Source organism: candidate division WOR-1 bacterium RIFOXYB2_FULL_36_35, assembly GCA_001771505.1.
Taxonomy (GTDB): Bacteria; Margulisbacteria; WOR-1; order XYC2-FULL-46-14; family XYC2-FULL-37-10; genus XYB2-FULL-36-35.
In genome coordinates this window covers 1-13843 of the sequence record MEUA01000057.1, presented here as the reverse complement: position 1 = coordinate 13843, position 13843 = coordinate 1, and the positions used below count along the sequence as shown (strand labels likewise).

Sequence of the window (13843 nt, the reverse complement as noted above, 5' to 3'; positions counted from 1 at the left end):
TTGTTGTATGATTGTATTGAGGTGATTTTGTGCGTTATTCTACTACAAATATAAGAATCGAAACGGATATTTTAAAAGAGTTAAAATTAAAGGCTGTTCATGAAGGGAAGCGTGTTGCAGAGTTAATAAGAGATGCGATTAATAAATATTTGGGTAAAAAATCGGAAAAATTAAAAGTTAAAGAGATAGAAAATGACCCTCTTTTTAAAATTATAGGAATGTTTGAGAGTGGGGATAAAAATGCTTCTGAAAATATTGATGAAGTTGTTTATGGGAAGAAAAGATGAAATTATTTATTGATTCAGCTTTTTTTGTTGCACTAATGGATAAGAGCGATAAGTATCATAAAATAACAAAAGATTGGTTTTCCTCTAATGCTGATAAATTCATTTTTATGACAAATAACTTTGTCATTGCAGAGACAATAACTTTTCTAAGATGTAAAGTTGGCTATAGAGAGGCAAAAGAGTTTGGAGAAAAGTTTAGACATTCTAATTTAGTGAAAACCGAATGGATGGATATTTATTTAGAAAAAAAAGCGTGGGAGTTATTTCAAAAATATGCGGACAAAAAAGATTTAAGCTATGTTGACTGCCTTTCGTTTGCGTGCATGAAAGAGGATAGAATTTCTCATGCCTTAACATTTGATAAACATTTTAAACAAGTTGGATTTACAACTCTTCCTTTAATTTAAATGTCAGCTCTTTTAAAGATCACAAAAGAATTACTTACTGTCCATAATCGTAGGCCACGGAAGAGTTTAGGTCAAAACTTTTTGGTTGATCCTCAAGTTTTACAGAGAATTATAAATGCCGCGGAATTGTCTTCTTATGATGTTGTTCTGGAAATCGGGACAGGCCTTGGAGTTTTAACAGATGCTTTAGCTGAAAACTCAGAAAAAGTTATAACACTTGATCCTGATAAAGAGATGATCCAAATGGCAAAAAAAGTTTTGGCGAAGCATTCAAATGTCGAATATATATCCGAAAGCTTTTTAATATGGGATTTTTCATCCAAGGGTGACGATTCGAATCATCGCCTTTTGCCTTTCAATAAAATTGTTGCAAATGTGCCTTATTACATAACAACTCCGATTATTGAGAAAATTTTATCCTGGGAAAAAAGGCCTGATCTTGTGGTTTTGACCGTACAAAAAGAAGTTGCGGAAAGAATTGTATCAAACCCAGGGAGTAAAAGGTATGGCTCTTTTTCTGTTTTTGTACAAAATAAAGCTGAAGCCAAAATAAAATCGTTTGTTTCCAGAAGATCATTTTATCCCGCTCCGAATGTTGAATCTGCGATATTAGTTTTAAAGCCTTATGAAAAGCCGCTTTATGATATAGATGAAAGAATCGTTAGATCTGCTTTTTCACAAAGAAGAAAGACCATTAAAAATACTTTGAAGCAATTTAACATAGGCTTTGAAAAAATAGGGATTGACTCTAAAAGAAGACCGGAGACTTTATCCTTGGAAGAATTTGAAAAAATAAGTTTATCGTGTAAACCGCTAAACTCTTAACTCCGATTAGGAAATCGGGGTTCACGTCAGAATCAATAACCAACAAATTGTCAAACATTTACTCTATGGGATTGTTGCGAAATGGTCATTCCCGTGAAAACGGGAATCTATTTCTCAGAAAACAAGATAGATCCCCGCTTTCGCGGAGATGACAAATTGCAAAAACTGTCATTTCGCAACAGTCCCTCGATGTATGAATAATCGGGGTTAAGGCTGTGACATTTTTCATTTAGCAAACTCCGATTATCATAATCGGGATGAAATGTTGTTTTTTCTTAAAACCTCTACGGAGGAGAGTCTCTCTAAAATTTTATCTTCTTTAATATGCTCTAGCGCCTTATCAACACTAGGAAAACGATTGCCTATGTTCGGATCAATTAATCTAATAATTAAAGGTTTTATATGTGATGCAATTAGTGGGCGTAAATAACCTGGAAATAACGACCAATCTATCTCTTCTAAATAATTTTTATTTGAAATAGCACGGAACTCTGTAGTTGTATTGCAGTGGAAAGGAGTATCTCCGCAAAGTAATTCGTAAAGCATAATCCCTACGGAAAAAAGATCTGCTAGCGGGGTAGCTCCATTATATAAAGCAAATCGAGGGTCTAGGTATTCAAACGTTGTGGCAAATGTTTTTTTTGCAATTATCCTTGGGCATATATCTCTTGAAAATCTCTCTTCAAAAAACAGCCTGTTTTTCCTGATGCGTTTTTCAAGTGGGAGCTCCTCATCTTTTGGAAAATGAGTCGTTGATAAGATCTCATTTAGCCATGCGAGTGATTTTTTTGGAGATTTTATATTATGGAAATTTGATAAAGCATTTATTTCTACGCACAACTTTTCAACACTTAAATCCCCTATAAATTCTCCTTTAGAAAATGAATAGCTTGAGTCAAGAACATTTGATCCTAGTTTTTCCGCGCATCCAAAGTCAATTATTATTATATCCCCATCAGTTGTAACCATTATATTTTTTGGCTTTATATCCCTATGGACATATCCTGACCTATGAATCCCATTTAATATTTTTAATGTTTGTATAATTAAAAATAATATCTCATCAGCGTTAAAAAGCTCTTTTTCTTTTGCATTCATTAAATTGATTCCTGGAACAGGGTCTAAAAATATGGAGTCTGTACTTATTGCCTCGTCCCTTTTAGCTGCCAATTTGATTATCCCTGGAAGAGAACTTAACTCTTGCAAGACGAGAGCTTCTCTATACAATAAGGCGGCTTTGACTTTTGTGTCCGCCCTTTTGACCATTATATCTCCTTTTATTGCGATTGATGCGTTTCCTCCTTCCGCGAAAAGAAGTTCATCTGTTAACAATGGGTTGCTCAAAGGGTTTTCTATTGCAAAACCTAAAGTTGCAAGTAATTGGCTTCTCTCCTCTATTAACATTGCGGGGTTGTATTGAGCTTTTACAGATTGAGCAATAGAAGGTTTTAATGCGGTCATCCTTTGTATTATTGCGTGGTTGAGCCTGCTATTTGTTGTTTGCCCTGTATCAACTTTTATTGACAACTTGTTTCCCTTTCGATTTTAGATTATAGCTTTTAATATTTTTTCCGCAAGAGCTAAAGCCTCTCTATAAGAATTAAAACGTTGATTTGGAGAAAAATCAATTAGTTTATTTAAAAAAGGAAGCATTAGTTCGGGGATTGCCTCTTTTTTTATCATGAGAGATTTTTGGTTCATGGAGTTTTCATCTATAAATTCAGAGATATCTTTAACGTCAATTATCGGACTGCCTGCAACCATTTCATAGAGCATGGCGCCAACAGAATACATGTCCGCCTGTTTAGCTGCAAGATAATTTTCTCTCATTACCTCAGGGGCAAGATATTTTGGATCCCCATACCATTTATTTAAGGGTTTTTTCCCTTCTTGTGTTGCGGAGGAAAATCCTGTTATTATAAAGTTCCCTTCTTTGTCGACTAAAATGTTGGAAGGAGTTATTTTTAAGTGAACTATGTTGCCGTTGGATGAAAAATATATATCTTCTAAAGCCTGTAAGATTTTCAATGCAATAGTAAAAGCTATCCATGGGTCTATTCTTTCTTCTGAGTCTAGCATTTCTTGGAGTGTTACTCCTTCTATGTATTTTGTGATTATGCAGTTTTTATCTGTCGCTATTATGTTAGGGGTTGCTTGGCAATTATTTAAAAACCCGAGCATTCTTGATTCACTGGCAAAAATTTTCTGCCATAGGGTGTGGTCAAAGGTGTTTGAGCTAAGCATTTTTATCGCAACGGGTTCTCCTCTTTCTAGGGTTGCTTTATAGCAAGTGTGAGTTCTTCCTATAAGGGCTTCTACTAATAACATTTTCTCAGGATCAGGAAAAGAGCTTCTTGTCGCTAACACCATTCTTTCCCCTGCCTTTATTTCCGCCGCTTCTGTTGAGGGGGCTTCAACAGCATAATATCCGTCGTGCGAAAGAACATTTTCAAAAGTTATCCCTTCCATTCTTACTCTTGGATTTTTTTTAGTTGGGTCTCTCTTTAATTCCAAAAGCGCCTTTGTTCTGGTTGTAGCGCTTGCCATTCTGGCAGTCAAAGCAGTAAGTGCCTTTGCTGTTGCTGTTAGGTTGGTTGGCTGCCCAGTTGGTATCTTGGGAGGGGCTATATGTCCATCATGAATTTGACTTGCTTGTATCATATTGTATATAATTATCGTAATAAACTTCATTAAATTTCATTATTTATTGCGCTTATTTGTAAAACATATGTGTGTGATATAATAGTAAAAATCTCTTGAAACTGTTGCGAAATAAGTCCCTACATTAAAATTCCCCAGACTGAAGTCTGGGGTGGTGTCAAGCAACACTTCCATAGTAGAACTGTTGCAAAATTAACCCCGATTATTCACCCCGATTAGGGCATCGGGGTTCATACCTAAGGATTTTCCCAACAGCCTACTAGAATTCTGTTTGTACATGAATAATCGGGGTTAAGAATATTCCTAATCTTGCGATTGTTGTATAAGATAGAAAGTTATTTGTCTTGACCTAATGGATACAGGTGAATTATACTTTGTAAAAGATCTGGACGGAAATTTAACCCTGATTATCCTAATCGGGGTTAATTGAAATTAGATGATAAAATTTTTCTTATATGAAAGACTATTTTAATACTACTGTTATTATTCCTACCTTGAATGAGGCTCAAAATATAGGTTCTTTGGCAGAGACAATTTTTAAACTTTACCCGAAGATTAAAATTATTGTTTCTGATGACGGGTCGTCAGATAAAACTCAAGAGATTGTCAGTGATATGTCCAAGGAAGGTAAAGCTATAAAATTGCTCGATAGGGCTCAAATGAAAGTTCATGGATTAACCGCAAGCGTTTTAGATGCAATTAAAATAGTCGATACAAGCTTTTTTGTTGTTATTGATGCGGATTTGCAACATCCTCCGGAAAAAATAGATGAGATGGTCTCTTTTTTAAGAGATGAGAGTGCAGATGTTGTTGTAGGATTTAGGGAGAAAGTTGTTGGCGATTGGCCGGTTCATCGAAAAATGCTCTCTAAATTCGGCCTCTTTTTGGGGAGCGCTTATTTAAAAATCAGAGGAAAGAAAAGTTGCAGGGATGTTTTATCCGGTTTCTTTGCAGCCAAAGCTTCTTTTGTTAAGGAAGAAATCGAAAAATATTATAATAGATTTGAGCTTAGAGGCTACAAAGTCCTTTTTGATTTGTTAAAGTTTGTATCAAAAGAAATAAAGATTATGGAAGTTCCTTATTCTTTCAATGAAAGGGAGCGAGGAGAGTCTAAAATCGGTATTAAGCATTTATTTTATTATTTCAGATCTTTTTTTAATTAAAATTAGGAGTTGTTTGTTTTGGGCGCCTTAAAAAATGTTTTTTTAAATTTTAGGATTCAAGTTTTATTGCTTGCCGCGCTAATAATTGCTTTTTGGTATCCAGTCTGTTTTAATAATGAATTTTTTTATGATGATTGGGAGTATATTAACACATTTCAAAACAATGGGGCTAACTTTGCCTACTTTTTAAAGCCAATTAACGAGCATTTTATGCCTTTATCAAAGTTGATTTTTTTTATGATGTTTAAGTCTTTTAATTTGAATATTTTCCCCTACATGATTTTTACTGTCTTATTTCATGTTTTGCTCTGTTTTACTGTTTTATCTTTTTTTAGACTGGTTTTTGGAGGAGAAAAAATAAGTACTTTTTTATTGGCTTTGTTTTTTGCTTTGAATACTACTTATTATGAGGTTTTGCACTGGTTTTCTAGCGTTAACTTTTCACTTGTTTTATTTTTTTTAGTTGGGACTCTTTTTTTATTTCATAAAGCGTTTATGGATAAGAGTAAAAAAATGTATATTTTATCTCTAATAACCTCTTTTTTTGTTCCAATGAATTTTTCGATGGGGTTTTTGGGGATTGTTTTTTTATTTTTATATAGCTTTTGGGGCTTAAAAGATAAGGGTTCTTTATCCGAAAAAATAAAAAGGGTTTTGCCTTATTTTTTTGTGTGGATTGTATATCTTGTTTTTTATCTTATTTTTTCTTTGCAATCAATTTTAAATAAGCCGGAGACGGCGCCTGATTTAACATTTAATTTAATTAAGATTCTTAGTCTCTCTTTTTTAGGTTTTTTAGGGATGCTTTTAAAGCTTTTCGGGTTTAATTTTCCCTTAGTTTTTCCTTACACTATAGGATTAACTATTTTATTGATTTTTGTGTCGTTAGTTTTTGCTCTTTTCAGCTTTTTATATTTTGTGTTGAATAAAAAATTTGAAAGAATCCCGTTTTTTGCGAAATCAAAGATGATTTTATTTGCATTTACAAGTATTTTTTTATGTTATGTTGTTTTGGGCATAACTCGCGGATCGCTTGGGGCGGGGTCTATTATGGGGTGGGGGAGATATCATTATTTCCCTCTTTTTTTCTTGAGCTTTTTGCTTGGAGCTGTTTATCCGAGATTTATAGCGATATTCTCAAAAATTTTCAATGAAAGAAGGCTTAAATTTTTTCTGCTTATTTTGTTTATTATATTTTTACTGAATAATTTTATTCTTATAAGGCAAAAATCCGAATCTCCGATTAGAACGGAGGGGAAACTTCCTGCTGCCTATTTTGTTGTTTAACCCCGATTATCCTAATCGAGGTTAAAAGCAGTAAGTTGTCTTACTCTGCTTGTTTCCCGTTAATTCCCCAGTTTTCCTTTGGGATATCTTCTATTATTATCTGAACTGCCTCTTTTGGACAACAAATTGAGCTGCTTACCGCTTCTGTTACAGAATCGATAAGTCTTTTTTTTGCCTCTTTATCTCTGCCGGGCCACATTTGAATATTTATAATTGGCATATTTTCTCCTCCAAACAAGTTTTATTATAACTTATAATGGATTTGTTTGTCATTAATCAATTAATGATTTATAATTAATAAATATGAAACGCACATACAAGAATGGTGATTTAAGAAAAGAACATATAGATCAGAAAGTCTCTCTTTTGGGGTGGGTTCACAGAAGAAGGGACCATGGAGGTCTTATTTTTATCGATCTTAGAGATAGATCGGGCTTGGTTCAAATTGTTTTTAAAGGTGAAGATACAGAGCTTTTAAATGATGCAGAGAGACTTAGATCTGAATTTGTTATCTCTGTTTACGGGATTGTTGTTCCCCGCTCTCTTGACGCGATCAATAAAAACCTAAAAACAGGCGAAATTGAAGTTGTTGTAGAGAAGCTTGAAATTTTGAATAGCTCAAAAACCCCTCCTTTTGAGGTTGCGGATTCCACTACTGAACCGGATGAAATGGTAAGGCTTAAGTACCGTTATATAGACTTGCGTAAGGATAAGATGCGGGAGAATCTCATCTTTCGTCATAAAATAATCAAGGCTATGGCTGATTATCTTGATGAAAAAGATTTCTTGGAAATTGAGACTCCGTTTTTAACCAAGTCTACGCCGGAAGGGGCAAGGGATTTTTTGGTTCCAAGCCGTTTGAATCCCGGCAAATTTTATGCTTTGCCGCAATCTCCCCAATTGTTTAAACAGTTGCTTATGGTCTCCGGAATGGAAAAATATTTTCAAGTGGTTCGTTGTTTTCGTGATGAAGATTTACGCGCCGACCGCCAACCTGAATTTACACAACTTGACATTGAAATGTCTTTTGTGACCGTGGACGACATAATAAATCTTATTGAATCTATGGTTAATCATACCCTGGAGTCATTACACAAAGATATTGATCAGTATCGCGGAAAACATATTCCTCAAATATCTTTGCCTTTTCCCCGTTTAAGCTGGCATGATGCGATGAATAGATACGGATCAGATAAACCGGATACCCGATTTGGTCTTGAGCTTGTTGATATTTCTGATTTGGTTGAAAATTGTAAGCTTTCTATTTTTTCAAAAGTTATAGCTTCTGGCGGTGTCGTTAAATGTATAAACGTAAAAGGGGGAGAGGCATTTTTATCAAGAACCGATCTTGAAAAGCTTGAAGCTTTTGCCAAAACACTTGGCGCCAAGGGTCTTGCGTGGATGACTCTCTCTTCAGAGGGCGTTAAGTCCCCTATAGCAAAATTCTTTTCAGAGGAAGAGTTGGGGAAAATATTTGATAGAGCTCAGGCTGGCAAAGGGGATATTCTTTTGTTTGCCGCAGATAAGTTTGATGTTGCTTGTTCTGTCCTTGGTTCGATAAGACTTGAAGTTGCAAAGAGGCTTGAACTTGTAAAAGAAGGAAAATTTAATTTCCTTTGGATAGTCGATTTCCCTCTTTTTGAGTATTCAGAAATAGAAAAGAGATGGGTTTCTAGGCATCATCCTTTTACTGCTCCTTCCGGAAAAATTGATGATATTGAAGAAGAGTTTAAAAAAGATCCATCAAAATTAAGAGCTCAGGCATATGATTTTGTTTTAAATGGAGTTGAAATGGGAGGGGGATCTATTCGTATTCATAAAATGGATGTTCAAAGAAAAGTTTTTGGGCTTTTAGGTTTTAAGGAAGAGGAAGCTCAGAGAAGGTTTGGATTTTTGTTGGAGGCATTAGAATATGGCGCTCCCCCCCATGGTGGGATTGCTTTGGGACTTGACAGACTGGTTATGATGCTTGCAGGAATGGATAGTATTCGTGATGTTATAGCTTTTCCAAAAACACAGTCTGCGTTATGCCCTTTGACTGGGGCTCCGGATGTTGTTGATTCTCGTCAATTAAAAGAGATTTTTATTAAAACATCACAGTGAACCCCGATTTCCTAATCGGGGTGAACGTTTTTTATTTCCAGAACTTTTATCTTTGATGATAGAGTAGTTCGTGCAACACCGAGTTTTTGAGCAGCTTTTGTTTTGTTTCCTCCGTACTCTTTTAAAGTTCTTAATATCAGGTTTTTTTCATAAGATTCACAATCTTTTTTTAAATTTCCAATTGTGTTGAATGTATGATTTTGTTGATTTTTTAAACCGAATAATTGTTCTTCGTCTATAAACTCATTTTTTGAGATTACAATAGCTCTTTCTATTATGTTTTGTAACTCGCGTACATTTCCCGGAAAATCATAGGAGTGCAATTTTGTCAGGGCTTTTGGCGTTATCCCTCTTATATTTTTGTTGAATTCTTTGTTGAATTTGTTTATAAAAAAAGAGATAAAAACAGGGAGATCATCTTTTCTATTCCTAAGACTGGGCATCTTTACCGGAACAACATTGATTCTATAATATAAATCTTCACGAAACTTGCCTTCTGTTATCTGTTTTTCAAAATTTATATTTGTTGCGGTAATGATTCTAACATCTACCTCAACCTGGGATGTTCCTCCAAGCCTCTCAAATTTTTTGTCTTCCAAAACTCTTAATAATTTACTTTGCATGGAAGGGCTCATGCACCCTATTTCATCAAGAAAAAGAGTCCCCTGATCCGCAAGCTCAAATTTACCTGATTTTCGTTCTATCGCACCTGTAAAAGCGCCTCTTTCATGTCCAAACAATTCGGATTCAAGCAGGTTTTCCGGTATTGCGGCGCAATTAATTGTAATGAAAGGTTTATTTTTTCGAAAACTTAAATTATGAATGGTTCTTGCTGCAACCTCTTTTCCTGTGCCAGATTCTCCTGTTATTAATATGGTACTGTCTGTTGGGGCCACAGTTTTTAGTAATTCTTTGATGTTTTTTATTTGTTGGTTTTCTCCTATTAAATCCCCGAGTTTATTAGATTCCAGAAGGACCTGCTTTAAATATAAATTTTCCTGGATAATTTTTCTTTTTTCAAGAGATTTTTTTAAGATTGTTAAAAGTTCATCAACTTCGAACGGTTTATTTATATAATCTTCCGCGCTAAGTTTCATGCATTCTACGGCTGATTTTATATCTAGACTTGCGGTGATCATAATTACAGGGATTGTTTTGTCTATGTCTTTAATGTTTTTTAGTACTTCAATCCCATCCATATTTGGCATTCTTATATCAAGCAATATGGCATCAAAAGATTCTTTTTCGATTAAATCAAGACCCTCTTGTCCTGAAGAGGCAGTGTATATAATATACTTTTTATTAAGAATTGATTTTATTGTCTCCCGCATATCTTTTTCGTCATCTATGATTAAAATTTTTTGCTTTATCATTTTTCTCTCCTTATGGATATTGATTTTTTATTATTTATAAGCAATTTTCGTGCCAGTATTCTCCTCTCGTTGAGAGACGAATTTTAGTTGTTTTTTTGATGTGAAACGATGGGATTTCGTCGGGTGAGGTTTTGATGGATCCCCGCGAAAGCGGGGATGACAAATTGTAAAAACTGTCATTACGCAACAAGCCCTAGGTATAAATTAGTTAAATGTCAATAATTCTGAGTATGTTATTACATCGATAACTTTCCATTTATTGGAAAGGGCATTGTAGTAATCAATGGAGATAAAACCGCTCCCTATGTTTTTGAGGGCGATATATTGTTCTCCTCCCAAGACGTATACTGCGAAGTAACCGGGGAGCTTGAGCTTTGCTTCTCCTTTTATAGTAATTCCTGTTTTTGCTTTGATAATTTGTTTTACTTTCTGATAATTAATTTTTATCGGTTTTCTTACGACTTGTTTTACGTGTTTTTGGGTTTTTGGTTTGGCTTTCGGTATAACCTTAGGCTTTGGCTTAGGAGTTACAACCGGTTTAGGTTCCTGTTTTGGTTTAGGCTTATATACGGCCACAGGCTTTGGCTTTTCTTTGCGATATAGAGTGAATCCAGTTTGTACGGGCTGGTCTTCAAAATATACAGTTGTATCTACATGATTTTCTCCGGTTATTAAATTTATATTTGTATCAAAGTTTAGATCTGTTATTGATACGGGAGTTCCATTAATAGCCATTGCGGTAGCTCCATCTTTTAGTTTGCCGACTACTGTAGTTTCTGTTTCGTTATATTCAAAAGTCGGATTGTCATATATGTTGATATTTTCAAATGGATTCTCCGGCGGCTTTTTTAAATTGACGCTGATTATTCTAGTTGAGTCATTTCCTTTATAAGCGCTTTCCACTACGATTATATTCGTTCCATGTTCAAGGTTTACAGTTGTGCTAAAGTTATTATTTTCATCGGTTTCTATAGAGACTCCGTTTATTTTTAACTTTGTTTCTGGTTTTACCTCTCCTGATACAATTTGAGTTGTTTTGTAAGTTGATGTTTCATCTGCCGGGTATAAGCTTATTATCGGATCTGAGATAAAGCCCCATTCTTTGGGGTAGTATAAAAAGTTCAAATATAACACTCCTGCTTGGGTTACGTTATCTTTGGTATTATATGAAACATTTCCTCCCCACCCCTCAAACTTTACTCCGCCGCCGCAGCTTAAGTTTACCTCTCCATTTCTTAAAGTTGAAACTCCGGCTCTTGCAAAAAGATTGTTTTCAAAAGCGAACTCTCCTCCAAGATGGTAGATAAAATTGCCTGTCAAAGGTTTTTCTATGTCGCAGGAAATGATTAGCTCCTTATTTTCCATGTAAATAGGAGAACGCAAATCTCCTATAATTTTAGCGGCGACGCCGGTTTTGAAGATTGCAGGGATTGATTCATTCCCTTCTATCCCTTTCCATGTTATAACCCCTCCCCCCAGGATGTTTTTAGGGAGGACATTGTGCCCTGATACTCCAAAAGATAACCATGGAAGATGTTTGTAATAAAGGCCTGCATCTATATCATATCCTGATCCTGTTTGATCTGTTAATCCCGTCTGTGAAATGCTTCCGTTTAATAGCATTTTAAAAGATATACCTGTATCTATCGATTTAGAAATAGGATAATTTGAAATTAGAGGCATCGTTGCTAAGTTTACGGCAAAACTGACTGCTACGATATTTCTGGAGACAGTAGCTGTTCCTCCGCTTGAAAGGTTTATGTTTGAAGTCTTTGTAGTGCTAAAGGCTAATCCAAGGTTTGTATCTTCTCCTATGGTAAAAGATTGTGCCGCGGATATGTTATTTAAGTCCTTTAAATTTATGGAAATTCCTTTGGACCATGCAAGACAGCCTGGATTGTAATATGCAGAATCAACATCTGATATGGCAGAGACAGCTTCTCCTATGCCTAAAGGCCTTGCTGCAGCAAGGGATTGAAAGGGGATTATCCCTAGATCCGTAAAAAAAGCCATTGATGGCGAAACTGTTAATCCCATCATTATTAGCGAGATTAGAAGAATTTTTATCATTGATACTAGAATAAAGTATAGATAATTATTTATAAAAGTAAAGGAGATTCTACGCAAACTGTAGATATTGCATTATTAGCCTTTGCCTGTTTTTCAAGATGACCCCAGATCCCTGTAAAAATAACCGGTAAAAACTTTCCTCTTTTACCTGATCCAGCGTCTTTCTATGTCACTTGCAACAACCATTCTGTTTGATTGATTGTCTTCGATGCCTATTAAAGAATGGCATATTTGATAAGCATCTGCGATTTCTGTATATCCCAAGCTGCGTAATATATCATAAGTAAGTTCTTTGTCTTGACCAGCTTCATGCCATAATTTAGGACCGTATTGCCTGCACAGCTCAAAATATTTATCATAATCAAAACTATCTTTATATTTATTCCAGCAACTCAAAAGCCATTCAAAGTTTTCTTCCAAACCTCTAAGAAAAGCCAAATAATACATCCTCTTTAAAGCTTTCACATGGCCTCCAACTTTTAAAAAGCGGAACTTTGAAACATCACCAGCCAAAGTAAAATAATGATCCAGTGCGGCATCAAGCAGATCTTTTTTTGATACAGTAGCCATGAGGGCGTTAAGTCTTTCTATATTTCCAAAAAATATTTTCCCTGTTAAATTACTGGCTGCAAGTTCACCCCGATTAGGAAATCGGGGTTCATTATTCCGGTTTTTTTCAATTAGTTTCCTATCTTCAACCAAGTCTACGAAATTGAGTTCATACCGCTTGCCATTTTTATCTACAATAAATATATTAAATTCACCGCTATGCTTACTGTTGTCCAATACAACTTCAAGCCCTTTCTCTTTCAATCTTTCTTTTAATCTAAATATAAATGTATGGTAGGCTCCTTTATGCTCTTTTTCATTTAATTCATGAATAATCGGGGTGTTTCCATCGTGAAAAATAACAAAATCAAAATCTCCTATAACATCATAATTGTCATGTGCATAAAGATAAGATCCTTTTATGCAAATTATTGGATTTTTGCCGAATATTTCTTTATAACAATCTATGGATGCTCTTCCCAGATCAACGTTAACACCAAAGACTTCTTGAGGAGTGATAACTTTAAAGTCTGTCTCATTGAAATAGACACGATCTCTTCCTGAATCATAAGATAAATTTGAACATATAATAGGCCTAACAAATATAGGTGGAGGGACAACAGATATTAGCTGAGTACTTGGACCACAAGTGATAGAGAGCAAGCTATCAACTCCTGATTTCCGAGAAATTGGAGTTTGCAGTGTTTTTGACGGAGCTCCAGTATAGATTGTAACAGGACGAATCATAATAATTACTTCTTCGTTATCGTTAAAATAAAACAAAAGTTGCAGGTGATTTTTTGTTTCAGAGTTTTATCGAGGGATCCTTCTGTCATGGGTCATTAATGCGCCTGCCCCCAACCCCCTAAAGGGGGAGAAGGCAAGTCCCCTTTAGGGAATTTAGGGGCATCTTTTAGGAGTGACGAATTTTCGTCTACAATTTAAAGGTTTTACTTGAAATCTGCCTCTATTTTAGGGGACAATAGAAATATTACGGGCGTGGAATGAAAATTGCTACAAAAAAAAGGTGTCAAGGTTTCTAGGTTTCAAGGGATCGAGTAAGGGAAAAAACAAACATGGATATTAGAACTTTTAAAGACTTGAAAGTTTGGAAAAAG

12 protein-coding genes are annotated in these 13843 nt (G+C 35.1%); 6 read left to right on the top strand and 6 right to left on the bottom strand.

Annotation, left to right across the window (positions count from 1 at the left end; all coding sequences use genetic code 11):
• Positions 1–29 precede the first annotated feature (29 nt).
• The 3 genes from A2290_02555 to A2290_02545 are packed head-to-tail and all read left to right on the top strand — an operon-like array spanning position 30 to position 1519.
• A complete protein-coding gene (locus tag A2290_02555) occupies positions 30–287 on the top strand; it encodes a hypothetical protein (protein OGC13366.1) in 258 nt (85 codons plus the stop codon).
• The gene (locus A2290_02550) at positions 284–694 is read left to right on the top strand and encodes a hypothetical protein (GenBank protein OGC13365.1); all 411 of its coding nucleotides are present in this window, start codon (positions 284–286) and stop codon (positions 692–694) included. Before A2290_02555 ends, A2290_02550 begins: the two co-directional genes overlap by 4 nt.
• Positions 695–1519, top strand: a complete 825-nt coding sequence (locus tag A2290_02545) for a ribosomal RNA small subunit methyltransferase A (protein ID OGC13364.1) — start codon at positions 695–697, stop codon at positions 1517–1519.
• Positions 1520–1765: 246 nt separating this feature from the next.
• Here A2290_02545 and A2290_02540 read toward each other — a convergent pair whose 3' ends face one another.
• Entirely contained in the window at positions 1766–3046 is a 1281-nt protein-coding gene (locus A2290_02540) for a hypothetical protein (GenBank protein ID OGC13363.1), read from the bottom strand.
• A gap of 18 nt (positions 3047–3064) precedes the next feature.
• Entirely contained in the window at positions 3065–4180 is a 1116-nt protein-coding gene (locus A2290_02535) for a hypothetical protein (GenBank protein ID OGC13362.1), read from the bottom strand.
• 455 nt (positions 4181–4635) lie between these two features.
• Here A2290_02535 and A2290_02530 point away from each other — a divergent pair, with 455 nt between their 5' ends.
• Positions 4636–5343: a hypothetical protein gene (locus A2290_02530; protein OGC13361.1), complete on the top strand. Its 708-nt coding sequence runs from the start codon at positions 4636–4638 to the stop codon at positions 5341–5343.
• 18 nt (positions 5344–5361) lie between these two features.
• Entirely contained in the window at positions 5362–6630 is a 1269-nt protein-coding gene (locus tag A2290_02525; protein ID OGC13360.1) for a hypothetical protein, read from the top strand.
• Positions 6631–6670: 40 nt separating this feature from the next.
• Here the strand turns inward: A2290_02525 and A2290_02520 are convergent, their stop codons facing one another.
• Positions 6671–6850, bottom strand: coding sequence for a hypothetical protein (locus A2290_02520; protein ID OGC13359.1), 180 nt, complete (start codon positions 6848–6850; stop codon positions 6671–6673).
• Positions 6851–6933: 83 nt separating this feature from the next.
• Between A2290_02520 and A2290_02515 the strand changes: the two genes are divergently transcribed.
• The gene (locus tag A2290_02515) at positions 6934–8733 is read left to right on the top strand and encodes an aspartate--tRNA ligase (GenBank protein OGC13358.1); all 1800 of its coding nucleotides are present in this window, start codon (positions 6934–6936) and stop codon (positions 8731–8733) included.
• An 11-nt stretch (positions 8734–8744) separates the two neighbouring features.
• Here the strand turns inward: A2290_02515 and A2290_02510 are convergent, their stop codons facing one another.
• The 3 genes from A2290_02510 to A2290_02500 all read right to left on the bottom strand — a co-directional run bounded on the left by A2290_02510 (position 8745) and on the right by A2290_02500 (position 13472).
• On the bottom strand, positions 8745–10106 hold the full coding sequence (locus A2290_02510) for a hypothetical protein (GenBank protein OGC13357.1): 1362 nt from the start codon (positions 10104–10106) through the stop codon (positions 8745–8747).
• A 204-nt stretch (positions 10107–10310) separates the two neighbouring features.
• On the bottom strand, positions 10311–12143 hold the full coding sequence (locus tag A2290_02505; GenBank protein ID OGC13356.1) for a hypothetical protein: 1833 nt from the start codon (positions 12141–12143) through the stop codon (positions 10311–10313).
• A gap of 177 nt (positions 12144–12320) precedes the next feature.
• Positions 12321–13472, bottom strand: coding sequence for a hypothetical protein (locus tag A2290_02500; GenBank protein ID OGC13355.1), 1152 nt, complete (start codon positions 13470–13472; stop codon positions 12321–12323).
• Positions 13473–13843 lie beyond the last annotated feature (371 nt).

Excerpts from the sequence above, each read along its gene's own strand:
- A2290_02530 (OGC13361.1), top strand. The coding sequence starts at position 4,636 with ATGAAAGACTATTTTAATACTACTGTTATTATTCCTACCTTGAATGAG.
- A2290_02520 (OGC13359.1), bottom strand. The coding sequence starts at position 6,850 with ATGCCAATTATAAATATTCAAATGTGGCCCGGCAGAGATAAAGAGGCA.
- A2290_02515 (OGC13358.1), top strand. The coding sequence starts at position 6,934 with ATGAAACGCACATACAAGAATGGTGATTTAAGAAAAGAACATATAGAT.
- A2290_02500 (OGC13355.1), bottom strand. The coding sequence starts at position 13,472 with ATGATTCGTCCTGTTACAATCTATACTGGAGCTCCGTCAAAAACACTG.
- A2290_02545 (OGC13364.1), top strand. The coding sequence starts at position 695 with ATGTCAGCTCTTTTAAAGATCACAAAAGAATTACTTACTGTCCATAAT.
- A2290_02510 (OGC13357.1), bottom strand. The coding sequence starts at position 10,106 with ATGATAAAGCAAAAAATTTTAATCATAGATGACGAAAAAGATATGCGG.
- A2290_02535 (OGC13362.1), bottom strand. The coding sequence starts at position 4,180 with ATGATACAAGCAAGTCAAATTCATGATGGACATATAGCCCCTCCCAAG.
- A2290_02505 (OGC13356.1), bottom strand. The coding sequence starts at position 12,143 with ATGGGATTAACAGTTTCGCCATCAATGGCTTTTTTTACGGATCTAGGG.
- A2290_02550 (OGC13365.1), top strand. The coding sequence starts at position 284 with ATGAAATTATTTATTGATTCAGCTTTTTTTGTTGCACTAATGGATAAG.